The 18,607-nt window shown below is 64.2% G+C and carries 16 protein-coding genes; 8 read left to right on the top strand and 8 right to left on the bottom strand.

Features of this window, described 5'->3' with window-relative positions; all coding sequences use genetic code 11:
* Positions 1-74: 74 nt before the first annotated feature.
* The 3 genes from OPIT5_15475 to OPIT5_15465 all read right to left on the bottom strand — a co-directional run bounded on the left by OPIT5_15475 (position 75) and on the right by OPIT5_15465 (position 3,655).
* Positions 75-1,103 carry a LacI family transcription regulator gene (locus OPIT5_15475; GenBank protein ID AHF91410.1) on the bottom strand — a complete coding sequence of 343 codons (1,029 nt, stop codon included), beginning with the start codon at positions 1,101-1,103 and terminating at the stop codon, positions 75-77.
* A gap of 150 nt (positions 1,104-1,253) precedes the next feature.
* Positions 1,254-2,018, bottom strand: coding sequence for a Suppressor of fused protein (SUFU) (locus OPIT5_15470; GenBank protein ID AHF91409.1), 765 nt, complete (start codon positions 2,016-2,018; stop codon positions 1,254-1,256).
* Positions 2,015-3,655 carry a hypothetical protein gene (locus OPIT5_15465; GenBank protein AHF91408.1) on the bottom strand — a complete coding sequence of 547 codons (1,641 nt, stop codon included), beginning with the start codon at positions 3,653-3,655 and terminating at the stop codon, positions 2,015-2,017. The genes OPIT5_15470 and OPIT5_15465 overlap by 4 nt, the downstream gene beginning before the upstream one ends.
* 177 nt (positions 3,656-3,832) lie before the next feature.
* Between OPIT5_15465 and OPIT5_15460 the strand changes: the two genes are divergently transcribed.
* From OPIT5_15460 to OPIT5_15430, 7 genes are all read left to right on the top strand, one after another.
* Complete coding sequence (locus OPIT5_15460) at positions 3,833-4,843, top strand: alanine racemase (protein ID AHF91407.1); 1,011 nt, start codon at positions 3,833-3,835, stop codon at positions 4,841-4,843.
* A 70-nt stretch (positions 4,844-4,913) separates the two neighbouring features.
* Positions 4,914-5,609: a hypothetical protein gene (locus OPIT5_15455; GenBank protein AHF94424.1), complete on the top strand. Its 696-nt coding sequence runs from the start codon at positions 4,914-4,916 to the stop codon at positions 5,607-5,609.
* 33 nt (positions 5,610-5,642) lie between these two features.
* A complete protein-coding gene (locus tag OPIT5_15450; GenBank protein ID AHF91406.1) occupies positions 5,643-6,350 on the top strand; it encodes a hypothetical protein in 708 nt (235 codons plus the stop codon).
* 103 nt (positions 6,351-6,453) lie between these two features.
* On the top strand, positions 6,454-8,547 hold the full coding sequence (locus OPIT5_15445; protein ID AHF91405.1) for a hypothetical protein: 2,094 nt from the start codon (positions 6,454-6,456) through the stop codon (positions 8,545-8,547).
* A gap of 62 nt (positions 8,548-8,609) precedes the next feature.
* On the top strand, positions 8,610-8,855 hold the full coding sequence (locus tag OPIT5_15440) for a hypothetical protein (protein ID AHF91404.1): 246 nt from the start codon (positions 8,610-8,612) through the stop codon (positions 8,853-8,855).
* Positions 8,856-8,982: 127 nt separating this feature from the next.
* On the top strand, positions 8,983-9,240 hold the full coding sequence (locus OPIT5_15435) for a hypothetical protein (GenBank protein AHF91403.1): 258 nt from the start codon (positions 8,983-8,985) through the stop codon (positions 9,238-9,240).
* A gap of 142 nt (positions 9,241-9,382) precedes the next feature.
* Positions 9,383-11,215, top strand: a complete 1,833-nt coding sequence (locus OPIT5_15430; GenBank protein AHF91402.1) for a hypothetical protein — start codon at positions 9,383-9,385, stop codon at positions 11,213-11,215.
* Positions 11,216-11,474: 259 nt separating this feature from the next.
* On the opposite strand, the gene OPIT5_15425 is transcribed toward OPIT5_15430, so the two are convergent.
* The 3 genes from OPIT5_15425 to OPIT5_15415 all read right to left on the bottom strand — a co-directional run bounded on the left by OPIT5_15425 (position 11,475) and on the right by OPIT5_15415 (position 15,038).
* A complete protein-coding gene (locus OPIT5_15425) occupies positions 11,475-12,923 on the bottom strand; it encodes a glucuronate isomerase (protein AHF91401.1) in 1,449 nt (482 codons plus the stop codon).
* A gap of 109 nt (positions 12,924-13,032) precedes the next feature.
* Positions 13,033-13,812, bottom strand: a complete 780-nt coding sequence (locus OPIT5_15420; protein ID AHF91400.1) for a xylose isomerase — start codon at positions 13,810-13,812, stop codon at positions 13,033-13,035.
* A 53-nt stretch (positions 13,813-13,865) separates the two neighbouring features.
* Positions 13,866-15,038 carry an oxidoreductase gene (locus tag OPIT5_15415; protein ID AHF91399.1) on the bottom strand — a complete coding sequence of 391 codons (1,173 nt, stop codon included), beginning with the start codon at positions 15,036-15,038 and terminating at the stop codon, positions 13,866-13,868.
* Between the two features lie 181 nt (positions 15,039-15,219).
* Here OPIT5_15415 and OPIT5_15410 point away from each other — a divergent pair, with 181 nt between their 5' ends.
* Positions 15,220-16,302, top strand: a complete 1,083-nt coding sequence (locus OPIT5_15410) for a LacI family transcriptional regulator (protein AHF91398.1) — start codon at positions 15,220-15,222, stop codon at positions 16,300-16,302.
* 152 nt (positions 16,303-16,454) lie between these two features.
* Here OPIT5_15410 and OPIT5_15405 read toward each other — a convergent pair whose 3' ends face one another.
* Positions 16,455-17,501 carry an alpha/beta hydrolase gene (locus OPIT5_15405; GenBank protein AHF91397.1) on the bottom strand — a complete coding sequence of 349 codons (1,047 nt, stop codon included), beginning with the start codon at positions 17,499-17,501 and terminating at the stop codon, positions 16,455-16,457.
* A 55-nt stretch (positions 17,502-17,556) separates the two neighbouring features.
* Positions 17,557-18,606 (bottom strand): 3-oxoacyl-ACP synthase, encoded by a 1,050-nt coding sequence (locus OPIT5_15400; protein ID AHF91396.1) that lies wholly within the window; start codon positions 18,604-18,606, stop codon positions 17,557-17,559.
* Position 18,607: the final 1 nt, after the last annotated feature.

Genomic DNA, 18,607 nt, shown 5'->3' with positions numbered 1-18,607 from the left:
TAAATCACACTCGTGTGTGATTTATGGGGACAAGGCATCTTTCGATCTTGGCGGATCGGGGTTTCACCGGAGCGTCAGGCGGAGGGCGGGAGGGTGGATTGGCGGGGGATGAGGCGGGGGGCGATCGTTTCGGTGTAGGTCGATCCGGAGCGGGGGCGGAGAATGCGGCGGAAGAGGAGCTCGAGGCCGCTGACGAGGAGCTCCTCGGCCTGGTGGTCGATGGTGGTGATGCGGGGGTTCCAGTGGTTGCCGATGTCGAGATTGTCGAAGCCGGTGACGGAGCATTTTCGGGGGATCTGCCAGCCGGCCTCGGAAAGGCGGTTCATGGCGCCGATGGCAACACGGTCGTTAACGGCGAGGATGACCGTCGGGACGAAGCCGCTGTCGAGCAGGTCGCCGGCGAGCGTGCGGCCGTGGTCGTAATCGGGCGGATCGGGGTCGCCGCGGTCGATGCCGCGAACGTCGCGCGTTTCATCGATGCCGGCCCGGCTGAAACCGGCGCGGAGACCGCGCCAGCGTTCGCCGAATTCGTTTTCGGGCATGCCGAGGAGGACGAAGCGGCGATGGCCGAGCGAGGTGGCGTGGAGGACAAGCGCCTCCATGGCTGCGGCGCGATCCATGCGCACGTGCGGAAGCAACGTTTCGTCGTAGGGATCGATGTGGACGAGCGGGATTCCGGACCTGGCCAGGAGCCTGGAGGGATCGAAGCGCGAGTTGACGGTGACGATGCCTTCGACGCGCATGGCGAGGAAATGCTGGACCACGCGTTGCTCGACGTCGGGTTTGCCGAGGGTGAGTTCGATGAGACCCTGGTAGCCACGCTCCTGCAGGAGGCGCTGGAGGATCGAGATTTTTTTTACGATGATGGGGTTTTCGAGTTCGTTGAAGCAGACGCCGATCATGCCGGTGCGGCCGTTTTGCAGGCCGCGCGCGAGAGGGTTGGGAGTGAAACCGAGTTCCCTGGCGGCGTCCTGGATGCGGCGGCGCGTCTCCTCCTTGACCCAGGGGCGGTCATTGAGTCCGTGGGAGACGGTCCAGCGCGAGAGGCCGAGGTGGTCGGCGAGTTCGGCGGTGGAGCGGACAACGGGACTTTTTTTGGCCATGATGCGAAGTGGGCGGTCGGGAGAAGAAAGCGGCGAAGTTGGCGGGGGCTCAAGCTCTCACGCGTGTGTGAGGAGACGAAAAACGGAGCCGCTGCCGGCGCGACGGGCGGTGGGCGGCGGGGGAGCGACGGGCAGCCCTGCCTTGGCTCCTTATCCGAACAGCCTGCCCCAGAGCCCTTTTTTCGGGGCCGGAGCCACGCTTTCGCGGTCGGCACGGAGCAGTTCGGAACAGCCGCCCGCCTGGAGCGCTTCCTCCAGCGCCTCGATGCCTTTTTGCGTTTTCAGCTTCAGCTCGTCGGGAAAAATCGGGATCAGGGCGAAAAAACGGAGGGTCTTTTTGTCGGCGTCGGTCTTCCCGTCGACCGGAAGCTCCAGAAAATCCTCCGGCAACAGGGCCGGCGTTTGCAGCACCACAGCGGTGAAACCCACCGATGGCGCGAACGGCTCCGGCGGGTTTCCGTTGGGCAGCGTCTGCCCGTACCAGATCCAGGCTGCGTGGCGGTGCGGCAGGCGGGCGATGTTGGCGAGGACGCGGAGCGGCCAGGCGTTTTCGTCCTTCGGCCAGTTTTCGAAATCGATTTTCCAGTCCGGCGGCAGACACAGGTAAAGTTCCGCGTGGCTCCAGTCCGCATACTGTTTGGGCGGGACCATGGCGAAATCGCTCATCCCCGCGGTGACGAACGTATAAAAAGGCCGCGCGTCGGTGGGCTCCACCACATGAAGGTCGACGGAGGCCCCGTCCTCCGGTGCGACGGCGCGCAACACGCGGGCGGGTTTGCCGACGTGCTTTTCGATATGGGCGAGAATCTGCGCGGTGTGCTCGGGGACGGCTGCGGCCGCGGTTGTTTCTGCGGGCCGGACGGAGGCTTCGTTGTGCGCGGCGGCGGGAGCCGGAGACGGGTTTTGTTCACTCATGGTATCGCTGACTGGATTACGGAGGAAGGATGCAGATGGCTGGGAGCCAGGCGAGAGTCAGACGCATTTGCGGGGCGTTTGGCAATGTCGTGTTGAGGCAGATACCGGGCCGGAAGCGACCGCTCCTCCGGAGTGGCGGCGCCGTTGGACAAAATGACGAGCTGCCGGGGCGGCAGCACCCCGCTGCGGCAACGGGAATCGCGCAGGCTCCTGTCGAGCGGGGTGGCCTTGTCCGAACACGGATCGAGCACCGACCACGCGCCGGCGCCGGCATCGGAAGCAGTCCCGTCTCCACGTCGGGTTTCGGGTAACGACAGGGTGAACTCGAAAGGCTCTTCTGCATTGTTCACCACGAGGAGCCGGGTGACGCCGGTGGACGGGTCCTGCGCGGCCACGGCCCACACCCGCCGGTGCGGCGGCTGGCCGATGCGGCCGCCGTCCACCTCGACCGGAAAAATCCGGGCGCACTTCGGCACATGGCGCATCGCCCGCCCCAGCACGTCAAACGCCGGCCGGTGCGGGCGCGCTTCCGGGAGCCAGTTTTTGTGCTCGATGCTCCACGTGTCGACGAGCTGCCACTGCCCGTCGATGTCGCCGCGATTCGTAAAACTCCAGTGGCTGAAACCGTCCACGCCTGCCGCCAGCGAACGGATCAGGACCTCCACGTCCTTGAGCGACGACAGATGACAACCCGGAGCCGGGTTGTCCGCTCCGTAACCGTAGGCCATGCTTCCCACCTCCGTCAGAAAAAGCCCCTTCCCGGCGGCATGCGCCTCGTCGCAGTACCGCCGCACCAGCGAGTCGATCCGGTCGCCGATGTGGTAATTCCACGCCGCGGGCAACGGCTCGTGGTCGAACACGGAGTTGTAACTATGAAAATCCACGTCATCCACTGCCGCAAACCACGGCTCCGCCGCCAGCCGTTCATAAACCGGCAAGTCCGTCTCGTCCGGCCCCATCAGCCGCACCGCCGGGTGCTCCGCACGCAACCGCCGCCGCAAGATCGCGCACGCCTCGGCCAGATAGCTTAGCTGCAGCCGGCGCGATGCCTCCCGGTTTCCCTCGACGCGCAGCAGCCGGTACGACTCCGGCAAGTGCCACCACCAGTAACCCGGCTCGTTGATCGGATTGATCCATCGGATACAGCGGTATCCGCGCCGCACAGACAACTCCTCCAGCAAGCGCATCCACCCATCGGCAAACGCGTGCAGATCGGCCGGCGCCGAATACGTCTCCATCGCCGGATCGCCGCGAAACTCCGGGAAGGAATTCCAGGCGACCCCGCCCCACTGTTGCTGCAACATCACGTCGGCTCCCGCCCGCTCCGCCCATGCGCAGATGCGGTCGAGAATCCGCATCCCGGGAGAGTCCCAGGTGAACTCGCCCCGCCGCGGCTCAAATTGCCGCCACTCGAACTCCAGCCGGATGAAGCGCAGCTTCAGCCAATCGGCCTGCGCCTCGATCGATCTCCAGAGCGGCTCGTGGACCGGCAGCACCGGCGGCTGTCCGCCAAACGCGCTCCCGCCGTGGCCGACGGGCGCATTGAGGATGGAGTGCCAGGAGGCGCCGACGCCGCTCTGCATCCGGTGAACCGGAGCAGCGGCGAGTTTGAGAGAGACGTGGTTTTTGTGATGCATATGTGCCTTGTGGAATCGCTGGTTGGATAAATTCAAAACAAATTCAGGAGATTTTTATTGCATGATTTCAAAATTTATCAATCTAAGTTTCGTAACTTTTAAGAAAACCCGCCAATCTCCCCGCCACCCGACGATTCTGAAATAGCCCGCGCCCTCCCCTCTCCTTTCACTGCCGCGATGAACATCTCATCCATAGCCAAAGCCTCCGGCGTTTCCGTCGCCACCGTCTCCCGCGTCCTCAACAACGAGAGCGGCGTGAGCGAGGAGCTGCGACGCAAGACGCTGGCAGTCATCGAGGGCAAGGGCTACCGCCCCCGCGAAAACATCCGCCGCGGCACCCGTATCGCCATGGTCGTGCAGGCCGACGCACCCTCGTTCGAAAACTTCTTCGCGCAGATTTTCACCGGTGTCTCGACCTATGCCCTCGAGCACGGCGTCGAGACCACGCTGCTCTACCACACCTCCGGCGAACGCGACGGCGAACCGCAATCGCTCACGGAATTGTTACGAAAAAAACGCTGTAACGGCGCCATTATCCTCACCCCCCTCGATCCCGCCGAAGGCCGCGCGCTCCTTGCCGCGCGCATTCCCACGGTCCTTGTCGCCAACCGCACCGACCTCGCCGGCATCGGTTACATCGACTGCGACTGTCACCGCGGCGCGCTCGAGCAGACCGAATACCTCCTCCGCCTCGGCCATCGTCACATCGGTTTTCTCTGCGGCCATCTCGACGGCGTCGTCGACCACCAGGAACGCCTCGCCGCCTGGAAGCAGGCGATGGACTCGGCCGGCATCGTCCCGCGTCCCGGCTGGATTGTCGCCCATCATCCGACGGCTATCACCGAACAGGCCGGCTACGACCAGACACGCCAGCTTCTCGAAAAACACCCCGAGATCACGGCCATTTTCGCGACCAACGACTCGATGGCTTACGGCGCGATCAGCGCCTGCGTCGAACTCGGCCTGCGCGTGCCCGAGGATATTTCGGTGGTCGGCTACGACGACAACCCCACGAGCAAGTTCTACAACCCTCCGCTCACCACGACGCGCCAGCCACTCCGCGACATGGGCGAGGAAGCCGCGCAGTGGGTGGACCTGAAACTCAAAAACAAACTTTCCGTCCTCCCGCAAAAAGTGATCCACGGCGACCTCATCGTCCGCCGCTCCTGCGCGCTCCCGCGCGGGTGATCGTCCCTCACGGACCGTTGCAGGAGGTCACCCTGTCTTTCTGTCATCAAAAACCAGATACAAAAAACGCATGAAAACCGAAACCCTCCTGTTCGCCCTCGCCGTTGCCGTTGCCTCGGCGACCACCACCCTGCCGGCGCATGCCGCGTTCCTGCTTTCCGACAACACCACTTCCGGAAATCTTTTCCGAAGCAATAATCCCGACCGCCTGCCCTCCGACCTGCTCCCGACAGGAAAGACGGGGGCGTCCTATACCTACCTCACGACCACCATCACCAACGACGCCGGCTTCACCAAACTTACGGAAGGCAATTATTACTACGATGGAAACACCGGAGTCGGCACCGGTGACGGAGCCGGCATCAAGGTCCTCTTCGATCTGAAAGCCAGCTACACCATCGAGAATGTCATTGTTTCCGTCCACGATAATGGTTCCAGCCGCGGCCTCGGCACCTACACCGTCCGGGTCAGCGAAGATAACCTCAACTGGACCAACCTGGGGACCTGGAGCCAGACGGATGGTTACATCGGCCAATATGCGCCCGACGGAAATAATTACCGTGACTCCCGCGCCTCGATCACGGGCAGTGTTCTCGGCCGCTATGTGGAAATCTTCGTCACTCGCCCGGGCGGGAGCTCCTCCTCGATCAATCTCGGTGAAATCGCCATCTACGGAAGCGCCGCCCCCGTCCCCGAACCCTCCACCTGCGCTCTCGTCGCAGGCGCTGCGCTTCTCGGTTTTGCGTTCCTGCGTCGCCGCTCCTGAAAACCACCAGTCCGACTTGCTCGCCCCCATCCCATGCACTCCCGCCATTTCCAACCCTTTGCCGGCACCCGCCTGCCCGGTCCGGTCCGAGCCTTCACCCTCATCGAACTTCTCACCGTCATTGCGATCATCGGCATCCTTGCCGGCATCATGATTCCCGTGGTCGGCTCCGTTCGCGGTAAAGCCAGGCAAGCCCAATGCCTCAGCAACCTGCGCCAGATCGGCACCGGTTTTCAACTCTACCTCAATGACAACCGCGGCGTGTATCCCGACTTTGCAACTTATGGCATGTATAACTGGGGAGGAAAATACACCAGCTGGGGCGGGCCCCAGAAAGAAAACAGGCCTCTGTATCCCTATATTACCGACACTTCCGTCTACCGCTGCCCCTCCGACACCGGGCGTTATGCGAACGACACCCGCCCGACGTTTTTCGACATATCGGGCAACAGCTACTGCATGGCCAATTCCGGCCAGCGCGGACTCCTCAGGGCCACCAACATTCCCGGTGTTTTTTCCCAGCTGGAACAACCTTCGCGCACCATCCTCGCCTTTGAAAACACCGCGCGCAGCAAGGAGCTCGGTTACGGCACCTACTGGCATAAAAATGCCTGCAATCTCGTCATGGCCGATGGTCACGTTGTCGCCTTTACCCAACAGCAGATCGAAGCCGCCCGGAATCCGACCAATCCTCCCGGCTATACCTGGGGCTGGTCACGCTGGAGCGGCAGCCAGTGGTGAGTCCGGCGACGCATGTTGCCGTCGTCAGGACTGACATTTTCGTCGCGCCAAATTGCCCGGCTCCGGCGGGCACCACCCTCCTTTTCAAATCACGCCAACATCCATGCATCGCTCCACCCTTACGGCCTGCTTCCGTCACGCAGCCACACGTTCACTCTTCGCCCTGCTTCCCTCGTTTCTCCCCGCCGCCCCCGCCTACGAATATCCATCCCAACCCGGCCTCGAGCACATCCTCAAGACCGACCCCGATCGCACCCTCCTCACCGACGGGCGCACCGGCGCTTCCGGCCCGATGGCCGTATGGGGAAAATGGGATACGAGGGAAATGCTCATCGACTGGACCTTCCCTTCTCCCGTCCGGGTCAAGGCCCTGCGCGTTGTCATCGTCCACCCTCGCGCCGATTCTCCCGACTCGCACACCGGCGGCATCCGCCTCCATGCCGATGGCGGTCCCGATGGCGCCTTCTTTCCCGAACCCGACTTCATCCGCAAAATCCCCTTCGAAGCCATTCCTCTCCAGGAGGCCCGCATCGCGCTTCCCGGCGACGGCATTGTCACCACCCGGCTTCGCACGCTCTTTGAAGCCGCCCGCCACCAGGTCGTCCTGAGCGAAGTCAGCTTCGAGACCGGACCGGCCACCGAAGCCGAGGCCGCCGCCGCACAGGCCGCCCGCACCGCCTCGCAACCCGAACAATTCGCACCGGTCTCCTGGCTCCCGCCTCCGCTTGCTCCCGACGCCCGCGTCACCGGCAACTCGATCTTCGGCGCCTGCGGACATTTCCTGCACACCGATTATTTCATGCCCGGCAACCCGAATGCCAAACCCGGCTCCCGGGACCGGGGTTTTAACGCCAACTGGCGCCCCGAACGTACCCTGCCCTGGCTTGTCGAAGCCAACTTTTCGTGGGTCCGTGAAGCGCTCTACCGCAACCTCTTCGTCGGCCCCGAAAACACCCGGCGCGGCAACGGACGCCTGCCCTCCGAAAACCGCCGGCAGGTCGAAGACTACCTTGCTCTCTATCAGGCCCGCGGCCTCCGCGTGCTCCTCTGCCCCATGTTTGGCGGCGCGCAATCCTCCGAAGGTTTTGAGCCATTCGCCACCTGGATCGGCGATCTCGTCCGCCGCTTCCCCTGTGTGCAGGCGGTCGAACTGCACAACGAACCCAACCTTCGCGGATTCTGGAAAGGCACCCCGCAAGAGTTCGTCGAGGCCGCCCGCCTCTTCGCGGCAACCGTCAAAAAAACATCCCCGCAAGCACGCATCGTGGCCGGCTCCTTTGCCGGCTGGGGCGGCGCCTGGCAGCACGACGACCTGAAAGAGCTGCTCCCCGGTCCCCGCGAAATCGCCACCCGCTACGCCGAGGAAGTTTTCAGGCTCGGCCTCCTCGAATTTGCCGATGCCGTCAGCGCCCATCCCTATCGCGGCCACTCCGCCCCCGAAGGGGGCGAAGTCCTCGAATCTCCCACCGATCCCGACGGCTTCGCCAAGGAAATCCGCACCTGGCTCGACCTCGCCGCCAGGCACACGCCCGGCGGTAAACGCCTTCCCTTTTACATCAGCGAGATCGGTTACTCCGTCTCCGCCCAAGGCTACACCAACGTCCCTGACGAAGCCCGCCAGGCCGACTACCTCAGCCGCCTCATGCTCGTCCTCCTCGGCGTGAAACTCGACGGTATCCCGCTCGAAGGCGTGTTCTGGTATGATCTCAAACAGGACGAACGCCCCGACAACCACTACGAGTCCAACTTCGGTCTCGTCACTCCCGATGCCTCCCGTCCGCGTCCCGCCTGGCTCGCCGCCCGCCGCGTCGCGCAGTTCTTCGATAACGACGCCGATCTCCGTCCCCTGGCCGCTTCCGGAGCCTCTCGCCCGCTTGTCTTCAGCAACGGCCCCGATCTCATCAAGAGCTACGTCTGGCAACGCGTCAGCGACGGCTCTCTGGTCGTCCCTTTCTGGCGGATGAACCAGCTCATGAAGAAAGACACCGACTTCGACAGCGAACTCACGCTGGCGCTGCCCTCCGGTTTTCACACCGGCAAGCTCACCGTCACCCTCCACGATCTCCACGAAGACCGCCCCCGCAGCACCGGCTTCACCCTGACTGAAAACGAAAACGGCGTCACTGGCCGGCCCATCCTGAAAATTCCGCTCCATGTCACATCGCGGGCGGCCTGGCTGGTAATCGCTCCCGAATAATGCAACGGTTCTGTCCGGATTCGTGTTTTATTCGCATTCATGCAGGGTTGTTCGGGAAGCAAATGCGGCTTGTTCCGGAATCCATAATGTACGATATTGGAAGCATGAAAACGACGGTGGACATTCCTGAAAAAGACTTGGCGGAAGTCATGAAGTTCACCAAGGCCCGGACCAGGACAGAGGCAGTCTCTTTTGTGGTGGCGGATTACAACCGCCGGCAGCGTCTGGCCAGGCTGGCGGGAAAGCTGGGCACCTTCCAGGACCTGATCACACCTGAAGAGCTTCAAGCCATCCGGGCTTCCCGCTGACTCGCCGACCTGTGCAGCTCATCGACACATCAAGCCGGATCGAGGCGTTGAGACGCGATGGCGATGCCGGAATCCGCAGCCGGGTCGAAGCCTTGCTCCAATCAGGGGAAGCCGCCTGGTGCGACATGTGCGGGTGGAATTGTGGCACGGGGTGCGAGGTGCCGCGGAACGCAAGATGATGGAACAACTGGAGGCCGATGTGTTCCTCCTGCCCGCCACGGATGTGGTCTGGGCCAAGGCGCGTGAGCTGGCCCGACGCAGCCGGGCCAAAGGGCTGACCGTCCCGTCCACCGATCTCATTATTGCCGCCTGTGCCTGGACGCACCGTGTCGAGATGGAACACCGGGATGCCCATCTCGCCGCCCTCCGGAATCTTTTTGATTGACTGATGTTACGCGTCCGGCAGGCGGCGCGGAGCCCCGTCCACGGGCAAGTTTTGTCTCTATTGGCGGTTACACATCCCGCGTGGCATGGCTGGTAATCGTCTCCGAAATAATGCAACAATCCTGCCTTCCCGCACACCGTTCATGACTTCACCCGCTACCTCCTTCATTCAGCCGCCCTCTCTTTCTCCCGCCACGCTCGAACAACTCCGCGCCTGGCTCGCCGCCGAAGAAGACAACTACACGCCCTCCCTCCGCATGGTGCGCAGCGTGTGGGCCGGCCCCGGCTACCACTCGCGCGTGCCCAATGGCACGCTCGTCCACGAAACCCGCCACGCCCTCAGCTACGCGCTCCTGCTCCTGGCGGAAGGCTCCGCCGCCTCCGTCGCGCGTGCGGCGGACGTCATCGCGGCCACCCTTCCCTTGCAGGAAACCGACCCGTGCGCGCCCACCTACGGCATCTGGCCGTGGTTGCAGGAAGAACCGCTCTCCGACATGCGTCCGCCCGACTGGAACTGGGCCGACTTCTGCGGCGTGCGCCTCGCCCACATCCTTGCGTGTTACCATGCACCGCTGACCGCGCAGGCCGCCAGCGGCCCGGCGCTGGTCGCCGCTATCGAGGCTGCGCTCGGCCACGCCGCCCGCTCGATCTTCCGTCGCAATGTCGGCCCCGGCTACACCAACATCGCCGTCAAGGGCGCGGTCGTCTGCGCCGCCGCCGGCGAGTTGCTGGGCGATCCGTTCCTCCTCCACTACGGCCGCACCCGGCTCGCACGCATCATCGCGTACTCGCGGCACCACGAGGGTTTTAACGAGTACAACAGCCCCAATTACGGCCACCTCGTTCTGACTGAACTCGAACGCGGCCTCCTCCTCATCCGCGACCCCGAAGTGCGTGCTCATTTGCAGGAACTCCATGCCTTCACCTGGCGGCAATTCGCCACCACCTTCCACCCCGGCACCGGACAACTCTGCGGCCCCCAAAGCCGCGCCTACCAGGATTTGTTGCCCGACGCTTTCGCCAGGATCCTCGAGGCAGAAGTCGGCATCACTGTTTTTCGTCCGGCCAACCACCCCGCCGCGGAAAGACGTGACTTCGCCGCGGGCGACCCCGTTGCCGAACTGCTGATCCCGCGGCATCCGGCTCCGGCCGACGTGCGCGATACCATCGAACAGGCCGCACGTGAACCGGTCCTGCGCCGGCAGTTCTTCGTGCGTTCCCCGCGCGAAGCGGAAAATCGCGTCTCGACCGTCTGGCATTCGCCGGCCACTTGTATCGGATCAATGAATACCGGAACATTCTGGGTGCAGCAGCGCCCCGTCCTCGGCTACTGGCGCGCAGGGGATGCCGGCGACGCCGTGGCCGTGCTGCGCGTCCGTTTCACTCACGACGGCCGCGATTTCGCCTCGGGCATGCTTCAGGCGCGGCAGCACGACAACACGCTGCTCGCGCTGGCCACGCTCGTCACCGACAAGGGCGATTTCCATGACCATCTCGACCGTCCTGCCGACGGTGTGTTCGACGTCTCGCAACTGGCGCTTTCCATCGAACTCACGGCCCCTGACGCGACGGTCACGGACGATGCTGCCAGCCCGGGCGGCTTTGTTCTCGCTGCTGGCAAGACATGCGTCCGGCTCCGGCCGGCGTTTGGCGTGTTTGGCGATCTTCCTGTCATCTGGGAAACGGGAGCATCCGCATCCGCTGCCAGCGGGGATGTCACCGTCACCGTCCGTGCGCTCGTCAATCGCGGCGAGCGCTTCCGGCTCATCCCGGCAGCGCTGGATGCGGTCGGGATCGGCTTCTGTCTGGAACTGGTGCCGCGTGATGAGGTTCCGTCCAGACTCGCCGTGACGGCAACCCGTCCGGGAAACGGAGATACGCTTCATCTCTCCGCGATCAGGGCCGACCGGGAAACGTCCGCGCTCGAAATTGTCTCGTCACTCAAGCCCGGTCCGTACCCGGCATTTCGCGGGTAGCCATCAGTCGAAAGTCAAGCGGCGCGGGCGTCCCGCGCCGGTAGGGGCGTCGCTTGCGACGCCCGCGCACGCCTATTTGATGCCGCGTCCTGCATACGCGGGCTTCGCAAGCGAAGCCCCTACATGGGGCACGGGCTTCCGGAGAGGCAGAGTGGCGGCGCTCCGCGCCGTCCACGGGCAGGATGCCCGTGCCACTACGTTCGCAGCTGCACTTGTTAACTGATGTTACCCGGATGGCGGATTGGCAGAAAAGACGGCATCAAAACTTGCCGACCTCGAGGCCGAAGTGGGCGGCGGCGTTGTTGTAGCTGATGTCCGTGACGAGTTTCACCAGGGCGGGTTCGTCGGCGGGGATCAGGCCGGCCTCGACGTCGGCGCCGATGAGCGCGCAGAGGATGCGCCGGAAGTATTCGTGGCGCGGATACGAGAGGAAGCTGCGCGAATCGGTCAGCATGCCGACGAAGCGGCTGAGGAGGCCGAGTTGCGAGAGGGCGTTGATCTGCCACTCCATGCCTTCCTTCTGGTCGAGGAACCACCAGCCGGAGCCGAACTGCACCTTGCCCGGAGTGAGACCGTCCTGGTAGTTGCCGGCCATCGTGGCGAAGAGGTAGTTGTCGGCCGGGTTGATGTTGTAGAGGACAACCTTCGGCAGTTCGCCGTCGCGGTCGAGGGTGTCGAGGTAGCGCGAGAGCGCGCGGGCCTGCGGGAAATCGCCGATGGAATCCACGCCGGCATCGGCGCCGATGCGCTTGAGCAGGCGGCTGCTGTTGTTGCGGATCGCGCCGAGGTGGAGCTGCTTGGTCCAGCCGCGTTTGAAATCGAGGCGGCCGAGATAAACCATGATGAAGAAGACGAACTTCGCGGTCTGCTCGGGCGTGGCGGGTTTGCCGCTACGGACGGCATCGAAGATGGCGGCGGCCTCGCGCTCGGTGCAGTCGGCATCGGGGAGGTTTTCGAAACCATGGTCGGAGAGGCGTCCGCCGATCGAGTGGAAGAAGGCGTGGCGCTTGTCGAGGGCCTCGAGGAGTGTGGCGAGCGAACGGATATCGAGGTCGGCGCGCTGGCCGAGGGTGTCGCACCAGGGGTTGAAGACGGCAGGATTGTTGACCGCCATGAGCTTGTCGGCGCGGAAGGTCGGGTAAACGCGGGTCTCGAGCGCGGGCTTGCCCGCGGCCGTGGCATCCGTCCGGGCTTTGGCGATGGCGATGTGGTGTTCGAGCGTGTCGGCGGGATCGTCGGTCGTGCAGACGACGGCGACCTTGTTGGAGGTGAGGATGCCGTGCGTGCTCAGCGCGGGGGTGGCGAGTTTCGCGTTGGCTTTTTGCCAGATGGCGGGGGCGTTTTGTTCGTTGATGAGAAGGTCGATGCCGAAGTAGCGGCGGAGTTCGAGGTGCGACCAGTGGTGAAGCGGATTGCGAACGAGCGAGGGGACGTTGCGGCAGTAGGCGAGGAACTTTTCATAGTCGCTGGTGGAGGTGCCGGTGATGAGATCCTCGTTGACGCCGGCGGCGCGGAGGGCGCGCCATTTGTAATGGTCGCCGGCGAGCCAGATCTGCGACAGGTTTTCGAACTGCCGGTTGGCCGCGATCTGGTCGGGGGGCAGGTGGCAGTGGTAGTCGTAGATGGGCTGCGGCGCGGCGTGTTTGTGGTAAAGCTCGCGGGCGGTATCGGTGGTGAGGAGGAAATCGTCGTGGAGGAAGGGCTTCATGATGTGTGCGGGAGTGTGATACGGATATGAAATGGGCCCCGTGAGCCTGATTGGCGCATGGGGCCCATGGGAAAGACGGTGCGGGCGAGACGCCCGCGCCACGATGACGTCAGCTGACGAGGTTGGCCTTGATGTAGTCGAAGCTCTGCTTGACGGAAACGAAGGGGTCGCCGGGCGTGGTGTCCTGCTCGACGATGAACCACTGGCAACCACCGGCCTCGGCGGCGGCGATAATGGCCTTGAAGTCGAGGTTGCCGGCGCCGATTTCGCAGAACATGGGTTTGTTCTCTTTCGCGTTGAAGGTGTAATCCTTCAGGTGGATGAAGGGGAGGCGGCCGGCGAGTTTCTTCGCCCAGACGACGGGGTCGGCGCCGCCGTATTGCACCCAGTAGGTGTCGGGTTCGGCGACGACGTTTTCGGGCTTGGTGTTGGCGAAGACGTACTCGAAAAAGGTCTGGCCGGTGCCGGGAACCTTGGCGAACTCGATGCCGTGGTTGTGGTAGCCGAGGGTGATGCCGGCGGCGCGCATCTTGGCTCCGGCGGCATCGAGCTTTTTGATGGTGGTGTCGATGGACTCGCGGCTGGTGAAATCCACGCCCGCCGGATACGGGTAGGCGGTGAGTTTGCAGCCGAGCTTGTTCATGCGCTCGATAATGGCGTCGGTTTCATCGAGGATTTTCTGGCCGTTCTCGTGCGTGGCGCAGAGGATGAGGCCGGCGTCCTTGATGATGCTGGCGATCTCTTCTTCGGGAATCGGGCCGACGCCGCTGGCCTGGACGGCTTCGTAGCCGATGGCGCGGACTTTTTTGCAGGTCTCGGCGAGATCGGCGGCGGTCTTGCAGTGCTCGCGGAGCGTGTAGAGCTGGATGGCAACCTGGGAGATTTTCATGGGAGTTGGCAGTTGGTGGTTGGTATATCGGGTCGTTACAATGGGAGCCCCGCTTAGCCGCGGAAGGATTTGGCAAAATCGTCGCCGGCGACGGAGGCCTTGGTGACTTTTTTCTTCTTCGGCTTGCGGGCGGATTCGGCGATTTTCTGCTTCAGCAGGCGCTCGTATTTTTTGCCGTCGATCGGAAGCGACACTTCCTTGTCCGTCCAGGCAGAGAGGAGCATGGCGTTGGCCAGCTCGACCGAGTGGATACCTTCGGGGGCCGGAGCGTAGAGCTCGGTGCCGTCGAGGATGGCGTTGGTGAAGTTTTGCAGGATCTCGTTGTGCTGCCCGCCGTGGCCGGCGGCGGGGACGGAGACGTCCCACTTGTCCGGACGACCGAAGGCCAGGGTGGTCGTCTCGGAGTATTTGCGCATCGGGATTTCGTTGCGCGTGTAGGTGATCTTGTCGGCCTCGTAAACGAGCTTGCCGCGCTCGGCGGTGATCTCGAGGCGGTTGGTGCCGGGGGCCTCGCCGGTGGAGGTGATGAAGACGCCGGTGGCTCCGTTGGAAAACTCCATGAGCGCGGTGACGTCGTCCTCGACCTCGATGTCGTGGTATTTGCCAAAACCGCATTTGGAACGGAGTTTGGTCGGCATGCCGAACATCCACTGGAAAAGGTCGAGGTTGTGCGGGCACTGGTTGAGGAGCACGCCGCCGCCCTCGCCGGCCCAGGTGGCGCGCCAGCCGCCGGAGGCATAGTAGGCGTGGGTGCGGAACCAGTCGGTGATGATCCAGTTGACGCGGCGGATCTCGCCGAGTTCGCCGCTGCGGATGAGGTTGCGGATCTTGATGTAGTAGTGGTCGGTGCGCTGGTTGAACATCGCGGCGAACACCTGCTTGCCCTCGCGCCCCTTGTAGGCGGCGATGAGGCGCTCGCAATCGGCGCGGTGCACGGAAATGGGTTTTTCGACGAGCACGTGCAGGCCGGCCTTGAGGGCCTTGATGCCGATGGTGGTGTGGTCGTAGTGGGGCGTGGCGATGAGGATCGCGTCGATGAGGCCGGAGGCGATCATCTCGTCGGCCGAGGTGAAGCCCTTGACCTGGGGCACACGCTTGAGCTTGGCCGGGTCGGTATCGGCGACAGCCGTGAGTTCGAGGCGGCTGATCTTGCCGGCGAGGATGTTGGCGGAGTGGCCGGAACCCATATTGCCGAGTCCGACGATGCCGATGCGCACTTTGTTCATATGACGGTTGGTAGAGATGTTGAGGATGAGATGCTGCGAAAAAACAGGGTCGCGTGTCGCGGGAAAAACTCAGTAACGCATCGAAAAGGTTGCCTTTGGAGCCGCGACGGCCTGTAACTGCAAACTTTCTCAGACAAACGACCATTTCCGGATTTTTCCTCCCGAACCTCCAGATTCCGCCATGATCCATCCCCGCGTTACCCTCAAGCAGGTCGCCGCCAAGGCCGGTGTGCATGTTTCCACGGCGTGGCGGGCTTTGAAAAACGACACCTATGTCGACGCCGCCAAGCGGGCAAAAATCCGCTCGGTGGCCAAGGAAATGGGCTACACGCCGGACCCGATGCTGACGGCGCTCAGCCACTACCGGCGGCGGCAGAATCCGCCCGCCTACCAGTCCACGTTCGCGTGGGTCAACTCGTTTCCCGAGCGTCGGGCCTGCCTGGAGCAGGAGAACATCCGGACGTTTCATGCGGGAGCGGTGGAGTTCGCCGCGTCGATGGGATTCCGGCTGGAGGAGTTCTGGCTGAAGGAGCCCGGCATGTCGGCCAAGCGGGCGCGCGAGGTGCTGCTCACGCGCGGCATCCGCGGGCTGATTTTCGCGCCGCAGCCGGTGGCGGGCGCCACCCTGGCGCTGGACATCGAGCCGTTCACGTGCGTGGCGATCGGGTACTCGCTGGCGACGCCGCGGATGCACGTGGTGTGCAACCACCAGCACAGCTCGGCGCTGCTGACGTTGCGGCAGCTCTGCAAGCTCGGGCACGAACGGATCGGCATGGTGAGCGCCCTGGAAACGCTGCGGCGCTGCGAACACAATTTCGAATCGCCCTATTATTTTTACCAGAGCCTGCAGCCGGAAACCGCCGTGGTGCCGATGTTCACGATCCCCGGGCTGAACGAACCGGCCAACATCAACAAGGCGCGCGAGGGGTTTCTCGCGTGGTTCCGGCGCTACCGGCCGACGGCGATCATCGCGCACGTGTCCGAAGTGCGCGGGTGGCTGGACGCGGCCGGAGTGCGCGTGCCGGAGGACGTGTCGCTGGCGACGCTTTCGCGCAGCCAGGATCCGGACTGGTCGGGCATCGACCAGCAGGAAAAACTGATCGGGGCGCGCACAGTGGAGTTGTTGATCAGCCTTTTCCAGAGCGGCGAACGCGGCGCGCCGGCCACGCCGATGCGGATGCTGGTCGAGGGGCGCTGGATCGAGCACGAAACGACCCGCCGGATCGGGCCGCCCGCCGCGGAGCTGATCGAGCGGCTGGCGTAGTCAGCGGGAGCGGCGGCATTCCTGCCGCTGCCGTGAATGCGCCGGTATCATCACACACCTTACGACCGCTCGTATATTTCGAGACCTGCTTCCGCGAAGGCAGCGGCAGGTACCGAGGCCGAAGGCCGACAGCTTGCCATGCCGCCGCTCCGTCACTTCGACAGGAAATCCGCGATGCGCGGGATGACCTCGTCGGCGGCGTCGGCGAGGACGTAGTGCCCGGCATCGGCGAGGTAATGCGCTTCGGCGTGCGGCCAGCGCTGTTTCCATTCGTCGTAAAAATCGTCGTTGAAACAGAAATCGCGCCCGCCCCAGAGAATGAGCGCGGGGTGCGGAGGCGGGGCAGGAGGGCTATCGAGCCCGGGATCCGCGGGAGCGCCGGAAGCAAACGACGTCGACGCAGGCTCGCGCGGGGTGAACCGTCCGATGCCCGCGCCCGTGGTTTCGAGCGTGCGCCAGGTGGGATGCGCGGAGGTGAGCGGGATGTCCTTGACGAAGGCGTTGACCGCCACGCGGTGCGCCCACGAATCGTAGGGAAACAGGAAGCCGCGTTTCTCGTCGGGTGTGAGCTTGCGCCGGTGCATCGACATCCAGGTGGCGGGCCAGGCAAAGGCGTTGAAGCCACGCACGAGAAGCGTGCCGGGAAATGCCGTCTTGCAAAGCGCGATACGGCGCGGAATGCGCGGCAGGTGAAACGCCGCCGTGTTCAGAATCACGAAACGGCCGGCGAGATCGGGATGCAGCGTGACGAGTCCGCAACCGATCGCGCCGCCCCAGTCGTGGACCACGAGATGGACGCGCGCAAGGCCGAGCGAACGCACGAGGGCGGCGATGTCGTCGATACGAGCGGCGAGCGTGTAGGGGTAATCTTCCGGTTTTTCGGAAAGCCCCATGCCGATGTGGTCGGGCGCGATACAGCGGTGGCCGCGGGCGACGAGCGCCGGGATGAGTTCGCGGTAGTAGAAAGACCAGGTCGGGTTGCCGTGAAGCAGGAGGACGGCCTCGGACGAATGCGGAGTGCGGAGCGCGGAATGCGGAATGTCCGGAGCGGCGGTTGCGGGCGCTTCGTCCACGTAGCTCATGCGGGCGCCGCGGGGCGTGACGAAGGAGCGCGGCGTGAACGGATAGAGCGCGCGCAGCCAGTCGGGAAGCGGCGTCGGGGGAGGCTGGAGAGCGGTTTGCTGGTCTGCGTTGTCCATCGTGCGGGTTACGTCCTGCGGCAGGGTGTCATGCGGATTCCGTCATGTTTTTTGACTACCATTCGAGCGCGAGCATGAGCGCATTGAGGCCGCTGCCGATGCCGAGGAGGGCGACCTTGCTGCCCTCGTGCACCGCGCCCGCCTCGACGGCGGCGGCCAGCGTGACGGGAAGCGCGACAGAACCGGTGTTGCCGAGGGTCTCGAAAGTGGAAAAATCCTTCGCCAGATCGAGACCGAGCGTTTCGTAGAGTTTGCGGCGATGGGTGCGGCCGACCTGGTGGCAGATGAAGCGGTCGGCGTTGGCGGCGTCCCACTCGGCGACGGCCGTAGTGGCGCTGAAGACATCCCACGTCTCGCGGGCGAGGGTGAGGCCCGCGTTGAGGAGCGCTTCGCTGTCGGTCTGCATGGCGAGGGCGTCGGCGCCGTGAGTGTCGCCCTGGCAGAGTTCGCTGTGCTGCGTGGCGGCGCGCGCGATGCCGCCGAGGAGGCGGTGCGGATGCGCGCCGGGCGGCAACATTTCCTCGTGGCAGACAACGGCCGCGACGGCCCCGGAACCGATGGTAAGGTTGGCGAAATAAGGTTTGATGCCGTTGCGGTCGAGCGGAGCGGTGAGAAGGGTTTCCAGCGTTTGCTCGACGAGAGGACGGCTGTTCTCGCCGGAGACGACGAGGGCGCAGCGGATCTGGCCGGATTCGATCATGCCGGCGGCGAGGGTAAGCGCGTTGAGGAAACCGAGGCAGGCGTTGGAGACATCAAAAATCTGCGCGGTGGCGGGCAGGCCGATCTTGCGGTGGGCGAAGGAGGCGGTGGCAGGCTCCAGCATGTCGCGCGAGACGGCGGCGTGGACGAAGAGCTCGATCTGGTCGGCGCTGACAGCGGAGCGGGCGAGCGCGGCGCGACCGGCAGCGGCGCTGGCGTCGGAGGGGCGCGTGCCGGCGGGCCACACGCGGCGCTCGCGGATGCCGGTCATGAGTTCGAGCCGGCCGAAGGGGAGACGCAGGCGCTCGTAGAGCGGGCGCAGGCGCTCCTCGATCGCATCGGTGGTGAGGATCTCGTCGGGAAGCGCGGTAGCGAGAGTTTCGATACAGGTGTGGCTGAAATGCATG

Source organism: Opitutaceae bacterium TAV5, from assembly GCA_000242935.3.
Taxonomy (GTDB): domain Bacteria; phylum Verrucomicrobiota; class Verrucomicrobiia; order Opitutales; family Opitutaceae; genus Geminisphaera.
This window is presented reverse-complemented; position numbering and strand designations above follow the sequence as displayed.

Bases quoted from the DNA above. Each gene is read 5' to 3' on its own strand.
- OPIT5_15475 (AHF91410.1), bottom strand. From the start codon at position 1,103: ATGGCCAAAAAAAGTCCCGTTGTCCGCTCCACCGCCGAACTCGCCGAC.
- OPIT5_15470 (AHF91409.1), bottom strand. From the start codon at position 2,018: ATGAGTGAACAAAACCCGTCTCCGGCTCCCGCCGCCGCGCACAACGAA.
- OPIT5_15465 (AHF91408.1), bottom strand. From the start codon at position 3,655: ATGCATCACAAAAACCACGTCTCTCTCAAACTCGCCGCTGCTCCGGTT.
- OPIT5_15460 (AHF91407.1), top strand. From the start codon at position 3,833: ATGAACATCTCATCCATAGCCAAAGCCTCCGGCGTTTCCGTCGCCACC.
- OPIT5_15455 (AHF94424.1), top strand. From the start codon at position 4,914: ATGAAAACCGAAACCCTCCTGTTCGCCCTCGCCGTTGCCGTTGCCTCG.
- OPIT5_15450 (AHF91406.1), top strand. From the start codon at position 5,643: ATGCACTCCCGCCATTTCCAACCCTTTGCCGGCACCCGCCTGCCCGGT.
- OPIT5_15445 (AHF91405.1), top strand. From the start codon at position 6,454: ATGCATCGCTCCACCCTTACGGCCTGCTTCCGTCACGCAGCCACACGT.
- OPIT5_15440 (AHF91404.1), top strand. From the start codon at position 8,610: ATGCGGCTTGTTCCGGAATCCATAATGTACGATATTGGAAGCATGAAA.
- OPIT5_15430 (AHF91402.1), top strand. From the start codon at position 9,383: ATGACTTCACCCGCTACCTCCTTCATTCAGCCGCCCTCTCTTTCTCCC.
- OPIT5_15425 (AHF91401.1), bottom strand. From the start codon at position 12,923: ATGAAGCCCTTCCTCCACGACGATTTCCTCCTCACCACCGATACCGCC.
- OPIT5_15420 (AHF91400.1), bottom strand. From the start codon at position 13,812: ATGAAAATCTCCCAGGTTGCCATCCAGCTCTACACGCTCCGCGAGCAC.
- OPIT5_15415 (AHF91399.1), bottom strand. From the start codon at position 15,038: ATGAACAAAGTGCGCATCGGCATCGTCGGACTCGGCAATATGGGTTCC.
- OPIT5_15410 (AHF91398.1), top strand. From the start codon at position 15,220: ATGATCCATCCCCGCGTTACCCTCAAGCAGGTCGCCGCCAAGGCCGGT.
- OPIT5_15405 (AHF91397.1), bottom strand. From the start codon at position 17,501: ATGGACAACGCAGACCAGCAAACCGCTCTCCAGCCTCCCCCGACGCCG.
- OPIT5_15400 (AHF91396.1), bottom strand. From the start codon at position 18,606: ATGCATTTCAGCCACACCTGTATCGAAACTCTCGCTACCGCGCTTCCC.